Raw genomic sequence first — 24,704 nt, 5'->3', positions numbered from 1 at the left:
CCGGGAACATAAGGCAACACTCGTTCTAAGGTAAAGCCAGTGACGGAAGCCACCCTCGGGTTCAAGATCGACAGTTCGCAGGCTTCGTCCGCTGCTGCCGAGCTCGACAAGCTGACCTCTGCCGCCGCTCGCACGCAACAGGCAGCGGATAAGCTCGAGTCTGAGGCCGCTTCGCTCGGTGGCTCGCTCTCCCGCGCTGCCGATGGTGCAAGCAAAGCTGCCCCTCCGATGGAGCGAATGGCGAAGTCTCTTGCGGACCAGGATGAGCATGTCCGCGCGTTCCGTATGGAGGTGGAACGCCTGACGTTGAAGTATCAGCCGCTCGCTCAAGCCACACGAAATTACGAGACAGCGGTCGGCGAGATCGAGCGGGCGCATAAGGTCGGTGCGATCAATGCCCAGCAGATGACACAGGCGCTCGATCGAGAGCGAATGGCCTATGAGAAGCTGCGCACGTCAGCAGCATCGGCGGGCGCAGCGATGAAGGCTGCAAATAGCAATAGCGGAGCGCAGCGCGCCTCTGCGATCAATGCTGGCTTCCAGTTTCAGGATATCGTCACCTCGGCGATTGGTGGGGCTTCAGTCGGCACTATCGCAGGGCAGCAGGGTTTTCAGTTGGCCGGCGCCATCTCTCAAATGGAGCGGCCAGTAGCCGGCCTCGCCGCCGCATTCGCTTCCCTTTTGAGCCCTGTCTCGCTTGTCTCGATCGGCCTTACGGCTGGCGTTGCGGCACTCGTTCAGTATTTTACGACCGCAGAAACCGGATCGGGAAAGGTCAGCAAGCTCTTCGAGGAGCAGAACGAAGTCATCCGCCGCGCGGCAGATCTCTGGGGCGATGCCACGCCGGCACTCAAGGCTTATGTCGATCAGCTCGACCGCGTTGACAAACTCACTCAGGGACGCGAGGCCGGTGATCTTCTGGCTGGTCGCGAGCTCGATGGGCTTTCAAAGAATTTGGATGCCGTTCAAAAGCAGGGGGTCGCGGCGTTCCGCGCACTGCAGGGGGATCCGCAAAACGCTACAATCGTCCGTGATCTTCGCGACGCCTGGGCTGACCTTCGCGAAAGGCTCGATAATGGCTCGGCAACGATGGCCGATCTTACACGAGTTCAGCAACAGCTTGGCAGTGCCGTTCAACAGTATGGGGTTGCCCCCGTTGTCGATTTCAGCAAAGCGTTTGCTCAATTGGCACCGAACATCGAGAAGGCCATTGAAGCGGCCGAACGCTTCCGCGGCGTATGGATCGAAGGTCCGCGAAACGTGCAGGACATCGTTGCCGGTTCGACCTTCACCGATGGTGGGCGGACCTTCCGACCTTCGGATTTCATTCCGTCAAACGTTCCGACCCCAGCCCGCCGCCCTCTCGATCTCGACCAAGATCCCGGCGCGCCGACGATCCTGAACAGCGACGGCCGGCTGACGAACGTCCCGATACCCGGCCAGAAGCCGAACTTCTTCGAGATCGACGACCAGACGGACAAGGTCAACGATCTGGAAAAGGCATATCGCCGCGCGCAGGAGGCAAAGGCCGATTTCTGGCTCGACATTAGCTTCCAGCAGCGCCAGGCCGAGCGCAGCGCCATGGATCAGCAGGTTGCGACCACGCTGAACCGCTACGGCTTCAATGAGGATCTGAACTCGCCAGAGGCCAACGCCATCCGCCAGCAGCTTCGCGGCCAGCAGGCAAAGGAGATCGCCACCGAGTTCGGCAATGCATTCAGCAGCGAGCTCATCTCCGGCAGCCACGATATCGGTAAAGCGTTTCTGAAGGGTTTTGAGGCCGCCATCACAAGCCAGGCATCCGACCTGTGGAAGAAGTTCTTCGACAGCATCGGAAACCTGATCTCCGGCTTGTTCACAGGCGGCAAGGGCGGCGGCACATCTGCCGGCGTCGGCTCGATCGCATCTGCGGTGATCGGCACCGCTGCCAACGACAACATGGGCAAGGCTCCGGTGATCCCGGTAAGCCGCGCGCCGCTCGGTGATATAGCGTCTTACATCAGCCAGGCGGCGACCGCCCGGGGCATCGACCCTGACATCGCGCTGCGCGTTGCGAAATCAGAGGGCGGCCTTAGCAGCTGGAATCAGCAATCCAACTTCATCATGAAGAGCGGCATCCGGGAGCCGTCGTTCGGTCCCTTCCAGCTCTACAAGGGCGGCGGCCTCGGTAATGCGTTCATGTCGAAGACCGGCCTCGACCCAGCGCTAGCGCAGAACGGCCCGGCCGGTGTCGACTTTGCCCTCGACTATGCCTCGAAGAACGGCTGGGGAGCATGGTACGGCGCAGGCAAAGCCGGGATCGGCAATTTCGAGGGGATCGGCGGCGTAAGCAAGACCGCGGCAGATGCGGTCAACAAACTCGCAGATTCCGCGGGATCTGCCACGCAGGGGCTTTCGCAGCTTGGCACGGGACTTTCACAGGCTGGTCAATCGCTAGCTGCCGGCGTCTCCGGTGGTGGAGGTGGATTGCTGGGCGCGCTGTCAGGCGTGGGCAAGAGCATCTTCTCTTCGTCCGCGCAGTTCGCGAACGCATGGAAGCTCGGCGGCATCGGCCTTTATGCCGACGGAACCAACTATGCCCCGGGCGGCCTGTCGATCGTCGGCGAGCGCGGGCCTGAGCTGGTCAACCTCCCGCAGGGCTCGCAGGTCTTCAACACCAACCGCAGCGCCCAGATGATGGGTGCGGGAAATGACAATGGCCCGACGTCGCCTCGGAAGCTGGAAGTCCATGTCCACGGCGGAAGCGGTGACGAGCATGTCCGCGAGCTCGCCAGGCAGGGTGCTCAGGAAGCGCTCTACCAGGACAAGATCGACCAGGCGCGCGGCGGCTTCGGAAGCACGCAGAAGAAGTTCAATTCACGGGTGGGCTGAGGATGGCGACATACACCGATCAGCCGATGTTCCCCGTGGATTTCCTGCGGCCGACGGAAGCAAGCTTCGATAACCCGGGCAGCGGCCTCGACGGCGGCGTGAACGGGGTGGGGGAGCCGATCAGCATCGAGACATCGGGCGGCGGGATCATCACCGCCACCTATTCGAACATGGTGCTGGAAGGCCCGGACGAACGCTTCGAGGTGCTGAACTGGCTTGGCGCTCGCCTCAATGGCGGGTTCCGCTTCATCAACGTCCCGATCGTCAACGACAAGATCGGGCCTTTTCCGGTGATCAGAGGCACGCGCCGGCCGATCATCAAGGGCATTCCGCATTCGGATGGCGCTCTGTTCTCGGATGGCTCAGGATACTCACAGGCGACGGTCTACGGCGAGGTGAGGGAGGATGCGCCGCTCAATGCCGGTATTATCTCCATGCAGGTCTTCGGCGCAGCCAGAGACCTCCGCTGGTCGGATTGGTTTTCTATTTATCATCCGACCAAGGGATGGCGCGTTTATCGTCACTGGGAGGTGATCGACAAGAGTGACGACGCCGACCCGATTTACAGGTTGGCGTTGAGTCCTCCATTGCGCGAGGCGGTCACCGGAAGCACTCGCGTCGAGCTTGCCCGCCCTCGCTGCGTGATGAAGCTGCCGAAGGGTGTCACAGTCCCGTGGGCTTATAGCGGCTGGTATTCCTCCCGCCCGACCGTGCAGTTCACGGAAGCGTTCTGATGTCATATTCGGCTCAATACGTGCCGGCCGAGGTCATCGAGGAGATGCGCGGCAGTCATCAGCTCGGCGTCTTCCTGCGCATCGACACGGACCCGGCGCTCCATATGTGGTTCGGCGTCAATGACGTGCCGATCGGCTTCGACGGTATCGACCCGGATGGGACTGTCTATCTCGGCGGCGGAAGGTTGATCGGCGTTCCATCGCTCGAGGTGTTGGTGAACGGAACCTCCGATGCGGTGGACTTCTCGGTCTCCGGTATCGACCCGGCCACCGGCGCCAAGATGATCGACAGCATCCCGCCGGTGCGCGGCAAGCTCGTTCAGGTCGGACTGACGACGCTCGATCGCTACTACCAGCCGATGAGCAAGATCATCCCGATCTGGACCGGAGTTGCATCGCATCCGAAGGAAGCGCGGCCGCCGATCCGGGAAGGGGAGACGGCAACGCTTTCACTCAGCCTCGCAGTGGTTGCCGGCGAGAATACGCGCTCCCGGCCTTCCAAGGTTCTCTGGTCGGACGCGATGCAGCGTTCGCTCTATCCCACAGACGCATTCTGCGACGGCACGCCAAGGCTTGCTCGCGGGATCCAGCCTAAATGGCCAGTCTTCAGCTGAGGCTTCATGGACATTCATCATTTCCTTGCGCTCCCGCACCGTTTCCGGTGGGGCGGGGTGGGCGGCGACGATTGCCTGACCTTCCCGGCCTCATGGGTCCAACGCGCGACAGATATCGACCCCGCTGAAGAGTTCCGTGGGCAATACCGGACCCGCGAGGGGGCCTACCAGATCCTCGAAGCCTATGGCGGCTCTCTGGCGCTCATGGAGCATCAGCTTGCACCGCTCAAGGCCAAGCGCATCCAAGATCCTGATACGGGCGATATCGGGCTGATCAAGGCCATGACCGGCGAGACGTTTGAAGATCAATCAGAAGCACTGATCGGGGCCATCCGCTTCGGGCCTCTGTGGGCATGCATCCACCCGAGCGGCGTTCGCGCGACCAAGGCCGAATTTATTGCCGCCTGGAGACTGCCCGCATGAGCTTGAAGACGACCTATGAGAGCGTCCCTAGCGAGGCCGAGCACTGTTTCGATGCTCACCGGTGGGAATGGCAGGACCGATTTCTGCGTGGCACGACCGCGCATTACGATCCTATCTTCACGCCGCTGTTCACCAGCCTGTTCACATCCCTCGGCTTCTCTGCCGCGACTGCCGGCATTCTGGCGACGGGTGCGGCCGCTATCGCAACCACAGCGATCTCGATCGGCATTCAGGCGCTGCTCGCGCCGAAGCCGCCAAAGCCTGAAGACGGTAAGATTCCGAAGATCCAGTCCATTCCTTACCGCTGGTGGGGTGTCGGCCGGAATCGTATCGCAGGCGCCTATATGCTGTGGGAGGCCGTCGGCAAGAACCTCTATGCCGTGCAGGCGATCGCAGGGCATCGGATCAAGCGGATCAATCGCTGGTGGCTGCATGACGATGAGGTGGTGCTCGAAGCAGATGGCACGATCGAGGACGGCACGAACTACCGCAGGAACGTCCGTGTCTATTACCGCTATGGAACAGTCCCGGAAACGCCTTACGGCGAGATAGCCGCCAACCTCCAGGCCCAAGGTGTCTGGACCACAAATCACCGCGGCGACGGGCAGGCCTCGATCGCCATGATCGCAGCCAGCGACAAGGCCGAGCGCCAGAACAAGACGTTCCCCTATGGCCCGCCGCAGCTCTCATGCGAAGCGGATATGGCGCTCTGCTGGGACTTTCGCGACCCTACGCAGAACCCGGAAGATCCGAACACCTGGCAGTGGACGCGAAATGCCGCCGTCATCATGGCGTGGCATCAGTGCTTCAACGAGTTCGGCCACCGTCGAGACTACAAGCGCGCTATCCTGCCGGTGCTCGACATGTGGCAGGAAGAGGCCAACGTCTGCGACGAGCTCGTGCCGCTGGCGGCGGGCGGCTTCGAGCGTCGGTATGAATGCAACGGCTTCGACACGACCGAGAACGACCCGAAGGCGGGGACGAACGCAATCCTTGCTTCCTGTGACGGCTGGATCTGCGAGCGCGGCGACGGCGCTCTCCTGCTCATCGTCGGGAAGTTCCGGGCGAAGTACCTCACCACCCTGACGGACGCTGACATCGTCGGGCACCAGATCGAATATGACGTGCTCTTCGAGGACGAGTGCAATCGGCTGGTTCCGAAGTTCTGCTATCCCGAGATCGGCTATGCCACGTCCGATACGGATTATTTCGAGGACGTCGGCGCTCAGCTGACAGCTGGTCGTGTCCTGGCGCAGGAGGCAAACTACCAGTGGGTGCAGCAATGGCGGCAGGCCAGACGGCTCGGGAAGCGAGACTGGCTTCGCCTTCAGCAGAAGGTGACGGGGCAGCTCAACGTCAGGCTTTCAGGGATCAACTCGGTCTATAGCCGGTGGGTACGAATTGCCGCACCGAACATGCTTCCGAGGCTGGACGGCAAGATCGTCGAGAACCGCAAGTCGGTGCTCTCGCTCCTGCAGGGCGGCTTCGTGATGGACATCATGCAGCACCCGGAGAATATCGACATCTGGAACCCCGCTGTGGATGAAGGGCGTCAGCCGTCGACCCCGCCGAGAACAAGCCAGGCCGGCGTCCTAACGCCGGTCATTAATCTTGTTCAGGCGAGGCCCAACGGCGACAGTGTCTATGTCCGGGTCGTCATTATTGACCCGGAGGATGACAGCCTCATTCCGGTGGTTCGATATCGCCTTGTCGACGCGGGGTCTGGTTCTCCGGGACCTTGGATCGAACAGCGGTTCCCAAACCCGGTCCCGGTCGGCGGCTTCATCGACATGAGCACGAATGTCGTGCCGTCGAACAAGCTGCTGGACGTGCAAGTCGCGTTCATCGCCTCTGACGGCGACTACGGCCCGTGGTCGATCACTGCAAACGTCACCTCGACCGTCGATCCGTCGGCGCCGGCCGCCCCGATCAACATGACCACGAGCAATGCCTCTGGCACCGTCACGGTCACCGCGACAGCGGCCAATGACAACACCCGCTTCCTCGTCTTCAAGCGAGGCACCACAGGCCAAAGCTTCGCCGCGGCGACCCTGATCGGTCAGTACAACGTCACGGCCAACCAGACGATCTCATTCCCCAACACACCTGGTGCGGGAACCTGGAAATACTGGTGTGGAGCCGAAAACGGCTCTGGCATCCCGTCTGCCACACAAGCCTCATCCACGATTACCATCTAAAGAAAGAGCGAACATGCCAGAGAGCGCTGTTGTCATTTGGGCCGACGGCCCGGCGACTGACCCGTATGAGCCGGACAAGGCTCAAATTCGCGCGTGGGGAACCTGGGTTGAAAACACCATCACATCATTCCTCGCCACTGGCGGTAAGATCTATGGTACGAGGGCGGCGCTATACGCGGATCTGACGCAGAGCGCGAACACCATGGCGTGGGTGCTCGGAGATCCTGCTCCCGCTTTCAATGGCATTTACCAAAAGCTGGGCGCGGCAAACACTGGTTCGTGGGCAAGGCGGGGCGACCTGCCATATTCCTTCATTGTCGCAACTGATGCCGGAGCGGGAACGCCGAACGCCATTCAGGCAACGACAAGCATCCCTGTCAGCCAGTCGGCGTTGATTATGATGGGCGTGTTCGAAGCGACTGACGCTTCCCCGGTGACAATCGCCTTCAACGGTGGATCGCCGCTGACCATCAAGACGAACGCGGGTAACGACGTCGCTCCGGGCGGTCTAATCGCAGGCATGCAGATCTTGGGCATCGTTTCCGGTTCGACCTTCCGTCTCGTGTCGGATCAGGTTTCGAACGCAGTGGTCGCAGCTGCCGAGGCAGCCCAGGCGGCGGCCGAGCAGGCTGCCGTTGATGCGAATGTCGCGGCCGGCTCGCTGTTGTTCCGGATCTATCCGGATGTCGCGACAGCTCAGGCAGCGAACATCGCTTCGAGCGCGACGCATATCGCCATCGCTTCGTTCTCGCCGCAGCCGCGCTTCTACAAGCGCCTCACATCCGATCCTGGTACTGGCGATCGCTTCCAGTCTGCCGATGGAGCATGGTGGCAAGGTCTACCGCTGCCGGGCACCACAATCGACTACGTCAATGCCGTCCAGCGTACTGCGAACGCATCATTGGTGTCCGGCGACCTCGATAAGGCGCACCGCTGGACCATCCCAGACGGGGCAACCTATACCGTGACGCTGCCAAACCCGGCTCTGAATGTCGGGCGCGTCCTGGACATCGGCGTCAACGATTCCTCGCGTGGCTTGCTGGCAGTTGCCTATACGACGAATCCTGTAGGCAAGTACGCTTCCGGCGGCCTCTTCATGTGGGCCGGCGAGAACATGACCCTTATCGCTCGCGCCACTGAGTGGGAAATCATTGGCGGTCGGTGCATCCCTTGTACGCTCTATGCGACCGCTCCTGGCCCCGACATAGGCATGACAGCCAACGTGCAGCTCAATCTGTCGGGGTGGCAGTCGGCTCTCGACAACACCATGCATACCGGCGCTGAGCACGCAATCAATGCCTCTGGTCAATTGGTCATCCCGCGGCAAGGGTTCTATACAATGGAGCTTGATGTCTCCTATGCGTGGACCGTGGCGCCGGCGAGCCTTTACGCAACTTGCCACATCGACTCTATTCTCAATCGCTACTTCGACCGCGTTGCCGGCCTCAACGGGGTCATTCACGCGCGGCATGCAGCGGCGTTCTCAGCTGGGACCGTCCTCACGCCCTCGACGACCGCCGGGACGGGCGGAACCTCGGTCGGCGTTCGGTCGACGACGTTTGGCCCACCACAATTCAAGCTCGTCGAGGTAGCGCAATGGTAGGGCTTCTCACGCGCGTCATGCCATTCCCGGGCATTGGCATTCCGTCACCGGACATTCCCTACGTTGCGTCTCCGACGTTTCTGAAACCGGRTGATGCCCGTATCGATGTGACAGACTATGCATCGATCGTCGAGCGAAGCGCCACTCGACTTCGTTTCATCCGCCCAATTACAGACGGGAACAATTATCAGCACTGCTCGCCTGGCTCACGAGCGCGGATCAGGACGGATGCGACATCGATAACCTTCAAGGTCTTCTACAACGGTCTAGTCACACGGCTAGATGCGCGAAACTTCATTTCGACGCTGCTGGTCGATGGAGTTGTGGCGGCCACGTTCACGAGCCCGGTCGGTGACACAGGGAGCGCAACCGTGGTTTATACGCTAAGCCTCACCGGCGTCTCTATGCGTACGATCGAGCTGATCTGGCCCTATGGCGACGGCATGGATCTGTTCTCGATCGAGGTCAACCTCGGGGCGACATTCGAAACGCCAGCCGGGCGGCCGACGGGCGTACTCGTTCTTCAAGGCGACAGCATCACGCATGGGTTCCTGGCCACGAAGACGACAGACAGCTGGGCCTACAAGCTCGCCGCTGCCAAGGGACGCCAGTTGCTCAACGAGGCAAACGGTTCGAACACTGCGGTGGCGACGCAGGCGAACTCTCTGGCTGGCAGTGGGGCTGACCGCGTCACGTATATGATCGGCTATAACAACTTCGTGGCTCAGACGGCGCTGGCGACGTTCCAAGCATCAGTGGAAGGGTGGATCAACAACGCCGAGGCGGCTCTTCCCACCGCGAAGATCTACGTTATAAGCCCGATCTATAGCCCGAACACCAACACGATCACGCTGGCGCAGTATCGATCGGCGATCCAGAGCGCGGTCGCGAATGCCGGCGGCGCGAACGTCACATACATTAACGGCTTGTCGATCATGCCCAATTCCGCTGACCGGCTTGCGGACACGATCCATCCGAATGATCTCGGGGCTTCCGAGATAGCTGCGGCTCTAAGTGTGCTGATAGCGGCGTAGCTACCAGGATCGCATCTCTTGATCTAGCTCGATCTCGTCGCCCGTTGCCATTCTGTAAAGCGGACGGCCATACCGATAGCCTAGAACATAGAGCGCTCTTGGCCCGACTACCTGCCGGCCATCGGCGAGGGTGGCCTTCACGTTCTGCCCGAGGAATTCGATGTGACCTCTCCTCATCGAGAGAACAGCATCGACGGCCAGAAAAAAGAACCGCCGTACGAGTTTAACCGAGATCCCAATGGCATCCGTCGGCGGATAGCGGTCGTGCGCAAGCGTGGGAGCGCCGGCATCTGATGCCAGGTGCACGAGGTAGTTTCTGATCTTGGAACGAAGCTCGGCCGCCATGGCGGTTACATATCTCTAAGCGCTATCCGATGTGTCTCGAATAACACTTAGACGTTCAACCAACAACACCGCCTCCGGGCGGTTTTTTCTTTCCATCGGAGACATCACCAACCGCGACTACCGCAAGATTGGTTGGGAGAAGCGTCGCCCCTTTGGTCAGCTCAGGGCGAGCACGGGCGCGGATACCACTGCCAGAACAATCATAGAAGCGAGAGCTAATTTGATACGGCGAATGCGCCTAGTGCGCGCGCCGGTCCAGTCATACGCCATAACCGAAGATCCTTATGATCACCCGCGAAAACATGCTCGCGTCATTTGATTCCTGCAAGCCGCTGAATCCACCACGAAGCTTGCGCGAAACTTTCCCAAAATCGGAGACATCACCATGAACCGGGCGCACTTTTACGCCGCGGTGCGCTCGTCGTTGTTCGGCGGGTCGCTCTCGCAGTCGCAAGTCAATGGCATGGAAGCAGTGCTGGACGAGGCCGGGAAGGCTGTCATCGATCCTCGCTGGCTGGCTTACATGCTGGCAACGGCCTTCCATGAAACCGGCCAGACAATGCAGCCGATCCACGAGCGAGGCGGCACGGAATACTTCTTCCGGATGTACGACCCGAAAGGTCAGAGGCCGAAGGTGGCTGCCGATCTAGGCAACACCCAGAGCGGAGATGGGGTTCGGTTCGCTGGTCGCGGGCTCGTGCAGCTGACCGGCCGGCGCAATTACACGACCTTCAGCAAACTTGTTGGCCTCGACCTGGTGGCGAACCCGGACGCCGCCATGCAGGATACGATCGCGGTCAAGATCATGTTCGAAGGCATGCAGCGCGGTCTGTTCACTGGCAAGAAGCTCGCGGACTACTTCACGCCGAAGAGTTCGGACTGGGTGAGCGCTCGCAAGATCATCAATGGCCTCGATCGAGCCAACGATATCGCCGGCTATGCCAAGCGCTTCTATGATGCTCTGCAGGACGCCGCATGATGCCGAAGCCGAGAGAGGCCAAGCGCAGCGGGGAGCCTGGATGGCAGTGGCGCCGCGCCGTGATCTTCCCGCTCATCATCTTCGCCTGCTGGCGCCTGATGGTCATGGAGAACGCGCCTGACACGGTGGTCAACCAGACGATTGCGTGGGGATGGATCGTCCTGATTATCTCGCTGGCCTTTTTCTACACAGGTTTCGCGACCGCCCAGGATATCGCCGCGATCCTCGCGACCCGCACCGGGCTTCCTTATGCGTCCCCGCCGGTCGCAGTCGATGGCGAGCCGGTCATCGATCCCTATGAGCCTTCGCCTCGTCCCTACAATCCGAATGATACAGGAGGCCGATGATGGCCGCGATTTCCAAGAAGCTTCGGAGCGTCCAAGGCGGACGCCTCATGTTCTGGTGCCCTGGCTGTGATGGCGCTCATATGGTGGGCGTCGGCGAAGGCGATGGTCCGCGATGGGGCTACAATGGCAACCCGGACGCGCCCACCTTCACGCCTTCAGTGCTCATCCGCGCCGGTCACTATGCTGATGGAACGACCGCAGAGGATTGCCATATCTGTAAGCGAGCAAAGGCGCGCGAGGTCGATCCGCTTTGCAGTGTCTGCCACTCGTTCGTCACCGACGGCAAAATCCAGTTCCTTGGCGACTGCACTCACAGTCTCGCTGGTCAGACCGTCGACATGCCGGACTTCGATCCGGGATATCAGATCATTGGGGAAGCCTGATGCTCGCGATCCTCGGCGCTGTCGCCCGGCTTATCGGAATCGGAGGCGTCCTGTTCGTCGGACTCCTGCTCTACGAGGAAGGCATCCCTGGCGCGAACCGCATTCCCTTCCTCCCGAGCATCCCGATCCTCGGCGATCTCACCGCCGGCCGGGTCCACACCTACGCCGCCCAGCAAGTGAAGCTGGCGACAGCCGACATGGTGACGAAGTTCGAACGGGACACGCTCGTCTCACAGCTTGCCGAGGAGCGCCGTCGCACGACCGAAGCGGCGCAGATCACCGAAGAGTATCGAAAACGCGCTGATGCCGCCCTGCGCCTCAAAGCCGAAACGCAAGACAAGCTGGAGAAGGCTATTGCTGAAGACACTGGCACTGATAGCCCCAATTGGAGCGATGCTGATATCATCTGGCTGTGTCAGCACGGCTCAACGCGCTACTGCAGCCGCTGAGACGAAGGGCAGGGCTCAAGCGGCCGTCATCCTCCCCGATCTCCCGGGCGAATGCCGCGCGAAGATACCCCGGGCCTATGCGTCCTCGAAGGAGAAACCGCGCAACACCCTACTTCGATGGGAGTTCATCGCGGATGGGGAAGATCAGAAGAACGATCGGTGCGCCGGCTTTTACGATCAGGTGAAGAAGACTTACGCCGGCGGGCGGTAGGCTTCCTGTCATCGTCAGGCGATACCACGATCCCTGCATCGTGCGCCGCTTCGACAAAAGCCTTGCGGGCTTTGTCGCCGCTGCCACCAACCGCGGCGTCCATGCAGGCGCTCATCGCGCGGCTGAACCTGGGCGAAGACTTGTTCGGCCACCGCGTGCTCATGAGCATTCCCATGAGATCTTCGACGGTCGCGCCAAGTCGACCGGGGCCTTTGTCGCCTGCCTGAATAGTCAACGGTCTGATCGGAATTCCAGTCGCTGCATTCATCGCGACACCTCACGCTTTACTGATTCGCGACTCAACAGATGCGCCTGTGATTCGTTCCGTCAATAACCCTTCCGGGCGACGCCATGGTGACCTGGTTGGGGGTTTAAAGCCGGTGCTTGGTGCCGACCCCGCGTTTCAATCAGCGGGACTTAGGGGTTCCACACCAATAGACTGGAAAACCCGAGGCCGGCCACGAATTGTGGTGACATAGCTGCGTTTAAAGCAAGTTATCAAAATGACCTAATGCAATCCGTCATGATGAGCATGCACGATCCGATAGGACAACGGCGGCGGTGCCTTGGTGAGTTGAGGAATGACATTCGGCTTGATTGGTGGGATCACGCGGCCTCCGGGCTAACAGAGGGAGGGCAGGACATGCCGCCACGCGATCCCAATATAATGACTTACACACGATCGGTTTGTTCCCCTTCTGCGAATGAATTTGCTTCGTCGCCATGGCACTTGGCCTCGGCCGTAATCATCTCGATGAATTCGGCACTGGACATGAGCCGGGTTGCCGATAGCAGCCCGAATTCGCAAATGAATGTGACTGCCCATCGTGCTTGATCGATCTGCACTGCGGTATGAAATGAGCTGAGCATAGCTGGCCCTCCTGATAGCCAGGAGTTCAGCACGTCGTCGGCAGTAGGTCGAACCCCCGCATACGGGGGGCGAAAAATAGCCCGCCGAAGCGGGCTAGTTGGCACAACAGGAAAGCGGACCGCGCGGCGAGGCCCACGAAGGCTCACTGTTGGAGACAGATTCACCACGCGGTCCCGCGCTTCAACCGAGATATATGGCAAAAGTTCCCGGCGCGTTGGAACTGTCGATCATTTTTGTGGTTAGTTCACGCCAATTGATTAGAATAGCCGCATGGCGGACGACATCAAAGAACTCGTAGCGCAGTTGCGCGACCCTGCGAGGGTCTACACCATTCCTGGGGACGAAATGGCCGCCAAAAAGATTGCCGACCTTCTGGATACGTCTGCGGAGCGAAAAGTTCCAATGAGTTCGGTGGATGTTCTGAAAGCTACGGCCGTGAAAATCCTCAACGCGTCTCGATTGGCGCACTGACCAGCCCCATCATCATGGGTGGCGAGGCCCGGTGCAACAAAGGCCCATCGCGGGGTGGCGATGAGCCTCTAGGCAGTACAGGAAACAACGGCCCAGCGCGAAACGTTATCGGAGACAAAGGGTTCCACATCGTCCTGTGGAAAAAAAGCCCGAGGCGGGGAGGCTCGCGGGCCTTGAACAATCGATGCTGCCAACCTCTGAGGTTGCGTGAGAAAAGATGTCTCCGCGCCGTTAACATTTAGCAATTGGCGCAGGGCAACAACTAGCAGAGGTCGTCTGGCTCAGATCATAGGTATGGTAACAGCGAGCACGGCAGCTAGCGCAGCTGTAAGCACCGATGTCTCGATGAGAAACATAGCGATTTGCCTTCCTGTGAGGCCGGGAAAATAATATTGCATGATTTTTCTCCTTAAAAAAAATTATTCTACAAGTGCATTGTATCACTGTTTCCCAGAAAATATTTTTTTATTTTCGTAAATTCTAAAGTTTTGGCATGGCTCGGGTCCCCGGCGCCAGTCGGTTACGACTCGGGGCTGACGTTGGCGGGGGCGATGCTTGAGTCCGTGTACCGGAAACCCGATCGCTCGTTCATTTGGGCGGCTTTTCGCCTGAGCATAGCATTGGCATTGGAAGGACTAACGGCTAATGACTTCGAACGATGATATTCTTCGCGCCCTCGGTCGCGTCGAAGAGGGCGTGAAGCGTATCAGAGAGGATTTTCAGGAGGAGAAGCACAACGCTCATGAGAGCCGAGCCGTCATTCATGCTCGATTAGACAGCCAGGCTAAACAGATCGGTCATCTCGATACCACAGTCGCAATCAGCGGCGGTGTTGATGCCCAAATCCGCGAGGAGATCAAAGCCCTGAAGGAAACGGTGGATCGTAATTATGCTTCCGTCCAGCCCGCTCTCGATGAGTGGAAGCGAATGAAGACGCTCGGCGTTGGCATCTCGGGGCTGATAGCGTTCGCTGGCCTGACGATTGGCGGGATCGTCGCCTACATCGGAGACGGTGCGGTTGCTGCCATCAGGCACTGGCTGAAGATCAATTAGCCCGCAAAGAACCTCGCGAGGCCCCATAATCCCCACGCCACCAGCAGGGTTACGATGATCCAAAAGGGCTTCTCATACCGACGAAACATTCTCCCTCCGCTATTTAAAGCGGCTGCACTAGACGCAGACCATTGCTGCCGGGAACGATCTCAACGACTTTATCGCGCGCTAACTGCTCAATAGCACTCGCCAGCTCATCCTGGTTGAAGCCCTTGGCTACTAGCGGCACCCCGATCGCGTACATGCTGAACTCCTCACCCACCTGCTTCCCAAGCTCTCTGATGACGTTGACGACGGCGGCGCTGACCTCCTCGTGCCGTTCCATATTTCCTCGCGACAAAATTATAGGAAGCCCTTCCGCTTCAAAACTTTCAAAGCCGCTTCCACTTCGGCATTGGCTTCCATCATCAGCGCCTGATTGTCTGCGAGCTCGATCATAGCGACGAGCACCTCTTCCGCTTTCCAGCCCGCCACCACGGCACGCTTAACGAGATCCTGAAACTCGGCGTGCAAAGCGTCCTGACAGCTGATGAAGCGGTCGGAGTCGTTCTCGTCCACGGTGGGTGGCGGGATTTCGGTCATCAGCCCGAAGATGGAGGAGTCCGATGCGGTGTCAAGCATTTGGGCTTGAGGCTTAGAGGCACCAATGGTGGGACCGCACGGTTCTTTGAGGGGAAGGGTTGGCGAGCCAGCCCCCGCGCGGTCCCGAAGCATATACTTAGAAAACCGGGTTTTGTTCCGGCGGGTCAACGAAACAAAAAGAGCCCGCCGAGGCGGGCTAGTTCAAGCTGCATCCGGTGGGATCGCGCAGGCTGATAGATAAACGGGTGCCAGAGGGGCGGACACCACCGCACGATCCCGACCGCCCTTACTGCGCACCTGGGCCTTTGTTCCCGATGCTTGCAAAAGATCTGTTGGGAGGCTCGGTGGGATCGCACAGGTTGAAGGCAGGTGACAAAGTGGAGAAACACCCGCTGCACGATCCCGATGGTCATACTTAGGAACTCAGCGGTTGTTCCCACCGCGATCCCAAAAATGTGACGCGGTGGATTGATATCGCCCTCTGTCGGTACTTCGCAATAGAGAGCATTTCAAGCATCCCATGACCAAGCATCCAAAGCCAAAGCGGTGCCATCATTTTCGGTAGTTAGGGCTTTTGATCATGGAAGGGCCTCCGCTCGTTAGCCGCACTGATGGACATTGCGCGAAACTTACCTAGCCCAAACGGGCTTATTGACAAGCTAAGGCTGTGTAACTACAAAAATAGTCAGTCGCGCGATCTACAGTGTTTTGAAGCGCGGTCGGTGTCAACGATGGGGGCAGCCATGTAACCGCGTCTCACTTCGACAAAGTGGATCAAAAGAAAAAGGCCGCTCGCGCGGCCTTTATTTTTTAGATCAACGCAGCACTAAGGGCGGAATTGATGACGTAAAGTTGTCCATCGCCTCCTAATTTTGTCTCCGCGAGCAGACGCTTAATGCTGTAGTCAAAATCGTAGATAAATCGATCTTTGCCGTCCTGTCTGACAACACCTAGGACGCCGTACCACAACATCAGATTGAACGCATCGTCCAAAATGTCCTCTGCAATATCGGCGGCTTTGAAACGTTCTAAGACCTCATCTTTTCTAACATTTTTGTTCAAGCCGATGAGGGAGTAAAGGATATCAGACGATAAGCCAGAGGCGTCTCGGATTTCGAAGCCAAATTCCGAGATGAGATAGTTTGAATGCTGACGAATGGCATCGATTAGGTCGGCTTCTTGAACCTTAACATTTCCTCTGTTTATAGCATTCGAGATGGCGTTCTCCACGATCGTGATCAAAAATCGCGGCCTCATCAAGCTGTGCTCTACACAATAGTCAAAAGAATCGATTCCCCCGGCTTTCGCCACGAAGTGGTCTAGCCATAGTTCGGAAAACGTTGCTGTTTCCTTTCCGGTGGAGGCTTGTAGGCGTCGATATATTACCATCCTCAGCTTCGCGGGGTCATTCCAGTCCATCCTAATCTGGCCGGCTTTCCCGCGATCGGGTGTTTGCTCAACGAGCAATTCATAAATGTCGTTTCTCAAAAAAACGACGCTGGCAAATGTTCTATCTGCTACGTCGAGATCTCGACGTATTTTGTCGAGGCTTTCCACCATCAAACGGATCATGCGGACGTCGAATTCTTCAACTCCCTTGGTGGGCCAACCTTTATCAATGTTGTCAAATAGAAGAAGGAGATTAGTCTTCGGATCGGAGTGCTGTATTATGAGTTGCTTGATACGATTTATTCCGCCGCGAAAAACTATGTTAGTCAGCTTGTCGGCCTGCAGTGAACCGCCTCTGCTACGCGCCACATGAATCTCTTCTGTAACGTATTTACTGAGACGATTGATGCGTGTCGTAAAGTCGCCACTGTCTTCAATCCCAAACTCCTGAAGAGCGGCATCGATTTCCGTCAACGCCTGAAGTGCTTTCATTTCGTGAGCGGACTTTCCTTTCAAGGACCGTTTGATGGTGAAGAGCATTTCCGACAAAAAGACGAAATACCAAAACGCGGCCAAGGTATGGTCGAAAACACCTAGATCGACCAGCTTCAAGAGCTCTTGGCGAAAGAGGCTGAGTTGGTGGGACTCTGGCTTTAGATCGGTGACCTGAGTATTCCTGCGCGTCCTAATCGCGTCGCGCACCATGAAGAAGATCGCCGTTTTCCCTGACCCTTTTCGCCCGGACACGACTGTAACTTCGCCTCGGAGAGTCCTCACATATTCTGAAGTCTCTACAAAGTAGTTCTCCAGCGTCCTAAACTCGTTCTCTGCGGCGGATGCACCCAGAGAGAGCTCTTGAAGCTTAGTTCGTCCCTTCCTTTTCCTCGCTTGTGGCTGTTGAGTGGCGAGAAACGCTTCTGAGCAAAATGCTCTCACGTCATCGAACAGTTGCTGCTCATTTGTAAAGGTCTGAACGAGATCGCGGTAATCGGCAGGCACTGGATTCGACGACCCGCCAAATTGAAGCAACATGGTCCGCTTCTGCATTCCATGGCTCAGGCCCGCGAGCAGAGCAGCTCGTAGATTGTGGCGGGGCGCATCATCAATGGTGCTTGCCAACAAAGGGATGACAACACCAGCAGAGCTCGAAATCTCATTGATGGCGTTGATCGTTGCAAAGCGATACGTTTCCATCGGATCGAAGCTTCTGAAAAAGACCCTCGATTCTTTAACCGCAGAGACTACAGCGTTTCGAAAATCGGTCTTTCGGGCCGCGTCAAGAAGATAAAGTGGCTGAGTGACATTGAGGGGTTTTGCGTAAAGTTCGTTAAGGCTTGCGGTTGGCAGCGATTTGAAACTATTCGCAAGCTCATCGGCGTTTTCATATCCGGTGTACCCGATGGTGTCGAAAAAGCCGTCGGATTGTAAATTCCTGGCAGCGTCTGCGAAGGCAACGTTCACAACAGGTGCAATTGGCTTTCCTCTTCCGATAGCAAAGCCAATTTCGTAGTAGACGTTGAAATTCGGGACCGTTACGTCCGCGATCAGCAAATCGGCCGAGTCGATGTTTGCCCGAACTTCATCCCCGATGCCCGCGCCGAAAATGTCCATCTGCGGCCAAGGCGTTATTGTTACATCAAGAGTCTTGGCTTTCGCTTTGGCGCAAGCGTTGTCGATGGTTGATTTTAGCTCAGCAGGCGCGCCGGCGTATGCGAAGAAAGCATTCCTATAACGCATTAGAATTCACTTTAGCGGTTCGGGCGATTGCAACCAGGGGCTATTTGGTATCGGCTTCTAATACGTAAAGCAAGTTGAGACCGCCAACTGCTGCACCACTCTTCCTCAAGGTAAATCCCGAGAGGCGACTATCAAAAAGGAAGCGCGTCGCTCGCCAATATTCCGTAAAACACGTGCATCTGGCGTCGGCAAGGGGCGCTACGTGTGGGATTGAACTTCCGACCTCGTCCGCGACCAGGTCGAATACGTCGGATCAGTCGTCCGGGATGGCTGTTTTGCCATCCAAAAGGTGAAAGGAGCTTTTCCGGTTTCCCGAGAGCGGGTTATCTTGATCGCCATTCGCTGCCGCCCTTTGACAACCATGTAGGGGGAACGTTCTAGAAACAGATATTCAGAATGAAAAAAGGACCTAATTCAGAATGAAGCCTCTTGCGCTTCGGTTAGGATCATTCTAAATCCGCGCCACCACACGATATTTAGACATATCGGTCAGAGGTGAGGCCTCGTGGCGGAGTGGTGACGCAGAGGACTGCAAATCCTTGTACCCCGGTTCAATTCCGGGCGAGGCCTCCAAAAATTCCACCGACATAGAAATCGATCCGCCTCGGAAATGAGGCGCGGCACCAATTCAGCAGTCTCGCGTCACCAGATGCCGGGAACCTTTGCGAAATCGAATTGGGCTGGCGTGATCCCGGTGAGGCAGTAAAGCGCCCGCAACCCACCGCTGCGCAGGCCAGCCAGATAGCTGGCATCGTCTGCTGCAGTGTCGTTCTCTATCTGTACATCGGGGCCGAGCAGTCGCCGCAGCCCCTGCGCCGAAATACGCGTGAAATTGCAGATCGCGCCGCTTTTGAATTTCACGAGCAGCAGTCGAGCCTCCGGATTGTAGTGGAGTGTCTCGATATCCGATGATTGAATGGCGAATGTTTGCATGCCGCCAACCTAGCGAAAGCTATGACCTGCGCAACAATATGGTTGATATAGAGTTAATTGCGCAATCAACTGTGCCGGCTTGATCCGAATGGACACGGAAATCCATTCTTCCGGTGCAGCAGCGGGCAGTTGGAAGATTTTCGCCGGCAGGGCGATCTGTCAGTTCGTCTCGTGGTCAAGCATCCCGCAGCAGAATATGCCGACGAGCGCTGCGACGATGAAAAAGTCGAACAGCGTGAAATATTCCAGAATGGCAGACATGGCCTGCTCCTCCTCATTTTCCTCCGGTTAGAACAATATCATGAATTCGTAATTTACTCCACGCGGAAGTTGCAGCTTTCGTCTTTCACCTGTTGCATGCGGGGAAGGGCCCGCGGGATTCTTCAAACGGGCCTCCGGCAAGCCTTGAAAGCATTCGTGCCGGAGATTAAGAGACGGAGGACAGAACCGATTTCATCGGCGAGAGGATATGATGGATTTCGAAGCAGCACGCGTAAAGATGGTCGACAACCAGGTCCGCACCACGGACGTTACCTCGCATTCGGTGCTGACGGCCTTCCTCACCGTCCCGCGCGAAGCATTCGTGCCGGAAAAGGCGAAGGTGCTGGCCTATATCGATAACGACATCGAAATTGCTCCGGCAGCTGCGGGCAATCCGGGCCGCTTCCTCATGGAGGCGTCGCCACTCGCCAAATTGCTGCAGCTCGCCGCCGTCACCAAGGATGATGCCGTTCTGGAAGTCGGCGCGGGCACCGGCTACACTTCCGCACTGCTGTCGCTGATCGCAGGCTCCGTCGTGGCGCTCGAATCGGACGAGACCCTTGCTGCTGAAGCCAAGGCAAATCTCGCCGGTTATGCAAATGTGCAGGTGGTGACTGGCGCGCTTGAAAAGGGCAATGCTGCCGGCGCTCTCTACGATCTGATCTTCATCAACGGTTCCGTAGAAGAAGTTCCTGCCGCACTTCTCGGCCAGCTGCAGGATGGCGGCCGTCTCGTTGTCGTGCAGGGTTACGGCAATGCGGCCCGTGCGAAGGTCTTTGTCAGCGAGCGTGGTGCTGTTTCCGAAAACGTCTTCTTCAATGCTTCGGTCAAGCCGCTGCCCGGTTTCACCAAGGCTCGGGAATTCGTATTCTAAGGCGTTTCTGGCGCGGTTTTTATGGAGCGGGCGCCATCGGCGCCCGTTTTCGTTTCGGCTGTCTTAAAAGCCCTCACAGACTTCGCTTACACTCGGGTAACAAAACTGTGCATGGCTGCATTTGTTTGATTCGCGATGATTTTTTTCCCCTTTGGGGTATTCTAAGGTCATGGTGATTCGGATGTATGCTCCACGCCATCCGGTCGTTGTTTAAGGGATAACGGGGATAGATATGGCTCAGCCAGGTGTAGTGCGTGAACCGTCCATGGAAGAGATCCTGGCCTCCATTCGTCAGATTATCGAAAGCAATGAACCGGGCGCCGGAAAGGCGATTTCAACCTCTCTTCCTCCCGTATACGGCGCAGAAGAGGAAAACGACTCCGAAATCCATCTGACGGTCGACGAAACCTATGCCGGCGTCGAATTCCCCGAGCCGCCTGCGCTGCGTTCCGATCCGCGTTTCATCGCAGCAAATTCTGCCGGCACGGCGCCCGAGCCGGAAGTGCCGGCCCGTGCCATGTCCCTTGCCGATGTTGCAGCCCGCGTCCGTGCCGCTTCCGAGCGCAGCGCCGTCCAGGCCGGACAGGCTCTTCGTGACGTGCCCCAGGTATTCCGTGATCCGCAGCCGCAATTCGAACCGCAGTCGGCTTATGAAGCGCCGCGCGCAGCAGCCGCTCCCCGCCCGGCCGAGCCGGCGCCCCTCGTTGCCCCGATTGCTCCTGCTGCCCAGTATGCACCAGAGCCGGCGCCCGTTTTTGCCGAGCAGCGTCTGCCCGAGGTTCTGCGGCCTGCGCTCGTCGAGGAGGCGCCTGCGCTTCCCGCGGTCGAGCAGCGTATCGAGCCGGTGGCATACCAGCCTGCCGACGTCGCGCCTGCCAGCGTTACGGAAGAAGTACAGCCGTCACTTCTGTCGCAGAACACCGGCCTGCAGGTTGCCCGTTCCTTCGAAGAGCTTGCCGCTGCCATCGATGGTGCAGCCGAGCGCCGCTCGCTGGATGAGATTGCCGAAGACATGCTGCGGCCGATGCTGCGCGAATGGCTTGATGACAATCTGCCGACGCTGGTCGAACGTCTCGTCCGCGAAGAAATCGAACGCGTGGCGCGCGGCCCGCGCCGCTGACCGGAAACGCTTTTTCCAGACAAGAGCCGCTCCGGTCTCCGGGGCGGCTTTTTTATTGACTTGGCCGTAGCCATCCTATTTACAAAACGCCCATCCTCGAACCTCGAATTGGTCAGAAAATGCTCGAAAAGACCTACGATTCCGCTGCCGTCGAACCGAAAATCGCCGCGAAATGGGATGAGGCGGATGCCTTCCGCGCCGGTGTGAACGCAAAGCCGAATGCGGAAAGCTTCACCATTGTCATCCCGCCGCCGAATGTCACAGGCTCGCTGCACATGGGCCACGCGCTCAACAATACGCTGCAGGACGTCCTGGTGCGGTTCGAGCGCATGCGCGGCAAGGATGTTCTCTGGCAGCCGGGCATGGACCATGCCGGCATCGCCACGCAGATGGTTGTCGAGCGCAAACTGATGGAACAGCAGCTTCCCGGCCGCCGCGACATGGGCCGCGATGCCTTCATCGAAAAGGTTTGGGAATGGAAGGCTGAATCGGGCGGCCTGATTTTCAATCAGTTGAAGCGTCTCGGCGCTTCGTGCGACTGGTCGCGTGAGCGCTTCACGATGGACGAGGGCCTGTCCCAGGCTGTCCTCGAAGTCTTCGTCACGCTCTACAAGGAAGGCCTGATTTACAAGGACAAGCGCCTCGTCAACTGGGATCCGAAGTTGCTGACCGCGATCTCCGACATGGAAGTCGAGCAGATCGAGCTCAAAGGCAATCTCTGGCATCTGCGCTATCCGCTGGAAGAGGGCGTCACCTATCAGTACCCGATCGCTTTCGACGAGGAGGGCAAGCCTACCGAGTTCGAAACGCGTGACTACCTCGTCGTTGCGACGACGCGGCCGGAGACGATGCTTGGCGATACCGGCGTTGCGGTCAATCCCAAGGACGAGCGCTACAAGTCGATAGTCGGCAAACACGTCATCCTCCCGATCGTTGGCCGCAGGATTCCGATTGTTGCCGACGACTATGCCGATCCGACAGCCGGCACGGGCGCGGTCAAGATCACACCCGCGCATGATTTCAACGACTTTGATGTCGGCAGGCGTGCTGGCTTGCGCGCCATCAATGTCCTCAACGTCGATGCTTCGGTGACCATCAAGGAAAACGAGGACTTTCTGGAAGGTCTCGATCATCCGGCCGCCTTGCATGGCGCGTGGGACCGGCTGGAAGGCCAGGATCGCTTCGTCGCACGAAAGATCATTGTCGAGATTTTCGAGGAAGCAGGCCTGCTCGACAAGATCGAGCCGCACAAGCATATGGTTCCGCATGGCGATCGCGGTGGCGTGCCGATCGAGCCGCGTCTGACCGAGCAATGGTGGGTCGACAACAAGACCCTTGCCAAGCCCGCCATTGCTTCCGTTCGCGAAGGCCGGACAAAGTTCGTTCCCAAGAACTGGGAAAACACCTATTTCCAATGGATGGAGAATATCCAGCCGTGGTGCATCTCCCGTCAGCTCTGGTGGGGCCACCAGATTCCGGCCTGGTACGGTCCTGATGGTCAGGTTTTCGTCGAAAAGACCGAAGAAGAGGCGCTGCAGGCCGCCATCCAGCACTATTTGTCGCATGAAGGGCCGATGAAGGCCTATGTCGAGGACCTGCTCGAGAATTTCCGGCCGGGTGAGATTCTGACGCGTGACGAAGACGTGCTCGACACCTGGTTCTCCTCGGCACTCTGGCCGTTCTCGACGCTTGGCTGGCCGGACAAGACGCCCGAACTGGAGCGATATTACCCGACGAGCGTTCTGGTTACCGGTTTCGACATCATCCCGTTCTGGGTTGTTCGCATGATGCAGATGGGCCTGCATTTCATGAAGGACGAGGACGATAACCCCGTCGAGCCGTTCCATACCGTCTATATTCACGCTCTCGTGCGCGACAAGAACGGGCAGAAGATGTCGAAGTCCAAGGGCAACGTCATCGACCCGCTCGAACTGATCGACGAATATGGTGCGGATGCGCTGCGTTTCACGCTGGCGATCATGGCGGCCCAGGGCCGCGACGTGAAGCTCGACCCGGCGCGCATCGCCGGTTACCGCAATTTCGGCACCAAGCTCTGGAACGCCACGCGCTTTGCCGAAATGAACGGTGCCAAGAGCGATCCGCATTTCGTGCCGGAAGCAGCCGAACTCACCATCAATCGCTGGATCCTGACCGAGCTTGCCCGTGCGGAACGTGACGTAACGGAAGCGCTTGAAGCCTACCGTTTCAACGATGCCGCCGGCGCGCTCTACCGTTTTGTCTGGAATCAGTTCTGCGACTGGTATCTCGAACTTCTGAAGCCGGTCTTCGGCGGAGAGGACGCGGCCGCGAAGGCTGAAGCCCAGGCTTGCAGCGCCTATGTTCTGGAAGAGATCTACAAGCTGTTGCATCCCTTCATGCCCTTCATGACCGAAGAGTTGTGGGCGCATACGGCGGGTGAGGGCCAGGAACGTGACGGATTGCTCTGCCACGCCGAATGGCCGTCGCCGTCTTACACCGACAATGCTGCCGCCGATGAGATCAATTGGCTGATCGACCTTGTTTCGGGCATCCGCTCGGTCCGCTCGGAAATGAACGTGCCGCCGTCGGCCACCGCGCCGCTCGTCGTCGTCGGTGCCAACAGCCTGACGCGTGAACGGCTGTTCCGTCACGACGCGGCCATCAAGCGCCTGGCGCGTGTCGAGGCGATCTCGCTTGCCGAATCTGCCCCGAAAGGTGCCGCTCAGATCGTCGTCGCGGAAGCGACTGTCTGCCTGCCGCTTGGCAAGCTGATCGATCTCACGGCGGAAAAGAGCCGCCTCGAAAAGGCGATTGCCAAGGCCGAAGGCGAAGTTGCGCGCATCGACGGCAAGCTGTCGAATGAGAAGTTCGTGGCCAATGCCAACCCGGAAGTGGTGGAAGCCGAGCGTGAGCGTCATGAGGAGCTGACAAGCCAGATCGCGAGTTTGAGGACTGCTCTAGCGCGAGTTAGCGAAGCGGGATAATCGCGCTTAACGAGTATATTTTTTCTGGAGGCGCGTTCCATCGGAGCGCGCCTTTTGCATTAAAAAGTATGACGATTCGACGGAAATCACGTTCTTTTTCGGTTTCCGCCTGTGGATATCACCCGTTTGGGCGATGCTGCGTGCGAAAACTGCCACTGTTGTCGCTTTGATACAGATAGCGCCTTTTGTGGAATAAAAATCTAACGGGTCCCTTAAAGCCAATAGATAGAAGAATAGAATTTTATCTATCTGATTTTTT

At 58.3% G+C, this 24,704-nt stretch carries 22 protein-coding genes and 1 tRNA gene; 17 read left to right on the top strand and 6 right to left on the bottom strand.

The window, feature by feature from the left end:
* Positions 1 to 39 precede the first annotated feature (39 nt).
* Genes AC1DF8_RS26345 through AC1DF8_RS26315 form a run of 7 tightly spaced genes read left to right on the top strand, consistent with a single transcriptional unit; the run spans position 40 to position 9,477 of the window.
* Positions 40 to 2,871 carry a phage tail tape measure protein gene (locus AC1DF8_RS26345; RefSeq protein ID WP_478155618.1) on the top strand — a complete coding sequence of 944 codons (2,832 nt, stop codon included), beginning with the start codon at positions 40 to 42 and terminating at the stop codon, positions 2,869 to 2,871.
* 2 nt (positions 2,872 to 2,873) lie between these two features.
* Positions 2,874 to 3,605 (top strand): hypothetical protein, encoded by a 732-nt coding sequence (locus tag AC1DF8_RS26340; RefSeq protein WP_478155617.1) that lies wholly within the window; start codon positions 2,874 to 2,876, stop codon positions 3,603 to 3,605.
* Positions 3,605 to 4,219, top strand: coding sequence for a hypothetical protein (locus AC1DF8_RS26335; protein ID WP_478155616.1), 615 nt, complete (start codon positions 3,605 to 3,607; stop codon positions 4,217 to 4,219). Before AC1DF8_RS26340 ends, AC1DF8_RS26335 begins: the two co-directional genes overlap by 1 nt.
* A 6-nt stretch (positions 4,220 to 4,225) precedes the next feature.
* Positions 4,226 to 4,642: a DUF6950 family protein gene (locus tag AC1DF8_RS26330; protein ID WP_478155615.1), complete on the top strand. Its 417-nt coding sequence runs from the start codon at positions 4,226 to 4,228 to the stop codon at positions 4,640 to 4,642.
* Positions 4,639 to 6,840 carry a phage tail protein gene (locus tag AC1DF8_RS26325; RefSeq protein WP_478155614.1) on the top strand — a complete coding sequence of 734 codons (2,202 nt, stop codon included), beginning with the start codon at positions 4,639 to 4,641 and terminating at the stop codon, positions 6,838 to 6,840. Before AC1DF8_RS26330 ends, AC1DF8_RS26325 begins: the two co-directional genes overlap by 4 nt.
* A 13-nt stretch (positions 6,841 to 6,853) precedes the next feature.
* Positions 6,854 to 8,443, top strand: coding sequence for a hypothetical protein (locus AC1DF8_RS26320; RefSeq protein ID WP_478155613.1), 1,590 nt, complete (start codon positions 6,854 to 6,856; stop codon positions 8,441 to 8,443).
* Positions 8,437 to 9,477 (top strand): SGNH/GDSL hydrolase family protein, encoded by a 1,041-nt coding sequence (locus AC1DF8_RS26315; RefSeq protein ID WP_478155612.1) that lies wholly within the window; start codon positions 8,437 to 8,439, stop codon positions 9,475 to 9,477. The genes AC1DF8_RS26320 and AC1DF8_RS26315 overlap by 7 nt, the downstream gene beginning before the upstream one ends.
* Here the strand turns inward: AC1DF8_RS26315 and AC1DF8_RS26310 are convergent, their stop codons facing one another.
* Positions 9,478 to 9,822, bottom strand: coding sequence for a hypothetical protein (locus AC1DF8_RS26310; RefSeq protein ID WP_478155611.1), 345 nt, complete (start codon positions 9,820 to 9,822; stop codon positions 9,478 to 9,480). It lies immediately after the preceding gene.
* Between the two features lie 385 nt (positions 9,823 to 10,207).
* On the opposite strand from AC1DF8_RS26310, the gene AC1DF8_RS26305 reads away from it, so the two are divergent.
* The 4 genes from AC1DF8_RS26305 to AC1DF8_RS26290 are packed head-to-tail and all read left to right on the top strand — an operon-like array spanning position 10,208 to position 11,980.
* Positions 10,208 to 10,801 carry a glycoside hydrolase family 19 protein gene (locus AC1DF8_RS26305; protein ID WP_478155610.1) on the top strand — a complete coding sequence of 198 codons (594 nt, stop codon included), beginning with the start codon at positions 10,208 to 10,210 and terminating at the stop codon, positions 10,799 to 10,801.
* On the top strand, positions 10,798 to 11,148 hold the full coding sequence (locus AC1DF8_RS26300) for a hypothetical protein (RefSeq protein ID WP_478155609.1): 351 nt from the start codon (positions 10,798 to 10,800) through the stop codon (positions 11,146 to 11,148). Before AC1DF8_RS26305 ends, AC1DF8_RS26300 begins: the two co-directional genes overlap by 4 nt.
* Positions 11,148 to 11,531 (top strand): ubiquitination-like system serine protease family protein, encoded by a 384-nt coding sequence (locus tag AC1DF8_RS26295; protein WP_478155608.1) that lies wholly within the window; start codon positions 11,148 to 11,150, stop codon positions 11,529 to 11,531. Before AC1DF8_RS26300 ends, AC1DF8_RS26295 begins: the two co-directional genes overlap by 1 nt.
* Entirely contained in the window at positions 11,531 to 11,980 is a 450-nt protein-coding gene (locus AC1DF8_RS26290; RefSeq protein WP_478155607.1) for a hypothetical protein, read from the top strand. Before AC1DF8_RS26295 ends, AC1DF8_RS26290 begins: the two co-directional genes overlap by 1 nt.
* Positions 11,981 to 12,105: 125 nt before the next feature.
* Here the strand turns inward: AC1DF8_RS26290 and AC1DF8_RS26285 are convergent, their stop codons facing one another.
* Positions 12,106 to 12,459, bottom strand: a complete 354-nt coding sequence (locus AC1DF8_RS26285; RefSeq protein WP_478155606.1) for a DUF982 domain-containing protein — start codon at positions 12,457 to 12,459, stop codon at positions 12,106 to 12,108.
* Between the two features lie 873 nt (positions 12,460 to 13,332).
* Between AC1DF8_RS26285 and AC1DF8_RS26280 the strand changes: the two genes are divergently transcribed.
* Positions 13,333 to 13,533, top strand: a complete 201-nt coding sequence (locus AC1DF8_RS26280) for a hypothetical protein (protein ID WP_478155605.1) — start codon at positions 13,333 to 13,335, stop codon at positions 13,531 to 13,533.
* A 645-nt stretch (positions 13,534 to 14,178) separates the two neighbouring features.
* Entirely contained in the window at positions 14,179 to 14,586 is a 408-nt protein-coding gene (locus AC1DF8_RS26275; RefSeq protein WP_478155604.1) for a DUF1515 domain-containing protein, read from the top strand.
* 103 nt (positions 14,587 to 14,689) lie between these two features.
* Here the strand turns inward: AC1DF8_RS26275 and AC1DF8_RS26270 are convergent, their stop codons facing one another.
* The 3 genes from AC1DF8_RS26270 to AC1DF8_RS26260 all read right to left on the bottom strand — a co-directional run bounded on the left by AC1DF8_RS26270 (position 14,690) and on the right by AC1DF8_RS26260 (position 18,294).
* Positions 14,690 to 14,911, bottom strand: coding sequence for a hypothetical protein (locus AC1DF8_RS26270; protein WP_478155603.1), 222 nt, complete (start codon positions 14,909 to 14,911; stop codon positions 14,690 to 14,692).
* Between the two features lie 17 nt (positions 14,912 to 14,928).
* A complete protein-coding gene (locus tag AC1DF8_RS26265) occupies positions 14,929 to 15,207 on the bottom strand; it encodes a hypothetical protein (RefSeq protein WP_478155602.1) in 279 nt (92 codons plus the stop codon).
* Positions 15,208 to 15,978: 771 nt separating this feature from the next.
* Positions 15,979 to 18,294, bottom strand: a complete 2,316-nt coding sequence (locus AC1DF8_RS26260; RefSeq protein ID WP_478155601.1) for a P-loop ATPase, Sll1717 family — start codon at positions 18,292 to 18,294, stop codon at positions 15,979 to 15,981.
* Between the two features lie 499 nt (positions 18,295 to 18,793).
* Here AC1DF8_RS26260 and AC1DF8_RS26255 point away from each other — a divergent pair.
* Positions 18,794 to 18,867: transfer RNA gene (locus AC1DF8_RS26255), tRNA-Cys, on the top strand.
* A 69-nt stretch (positions 18,868 to 18,936) separates the two neighbouring features.
* Here AC1DF8_RS26255 and AC1DF8_RS26250 read toward each other — a convergent pair.
* A complete protein-coding gene (locus AC1DF8_RS26250; RefSeq protein WP_112545157.1) occupies positions 18,937 to 19,227 on the bottom strand; it encodes a hypothetical protein in 291 nt (96 codons plus the stop codon).
* Positions 19,228 to 19,696: 469 nt separating this feature from the next.
* Here AC1DF8_RS26250 and AC1DF8_RS26245 point away from each other — a divergent pair, with 469 nt between their 5' ends.
* The 3 genes from AC1DF8_RS26245 to AC1DF8_RS26235 all read left to right on the top strand — a co-directional run bounded on the left by AC1DF8_RS26245 (position 19,697) and on the right by AC1DF8_RS26235 (position 24,445).
* Complete coding sequence (locus tag AC1DF8_RS26245) at positions 19,697 to 20,362, top strand: protein-L-isoaspartate O-methyltransferase family protein (protein WP_183845886.1); 666 nt, start codon at positions 19,697 to 19,699, stop codon at positions 20,360 to 20,362.
* A gap of 232 nt (positions 20,363 to 20,594) precedes the next feature.
* Positions 20,595 to 21,482, top strand: coding sequence for a PopZ family protein (locus tag AC1DF8_RS26240; protein WP_478155600.1), 888 nt, complete (start codon positions 20,595 to 20,597; stop codon positions 21,480 to 21,482).
* 119 nt (positions 21,483 to 21,601) lie between these two features.
* Entirely contained in the window at positions 21,602 to 24,445 is a 2,844-nt protein-coding gene (locus AC1DF8_RS26235) for a valine--tRNA ligase (RefSeq protein WP_478155599.1), read from the top strand.
* Positions 24,446 to 24,704: the final 259 nt, after the last annotated feature.

It is taken from the genome of Rhizobium sp. 05N49 (assembly GCF_056396805.1).
Note: the sequence above shows the minus strand (reverse complement) of the source record. Positions and strands in the feature narration are given on the sequence as shown.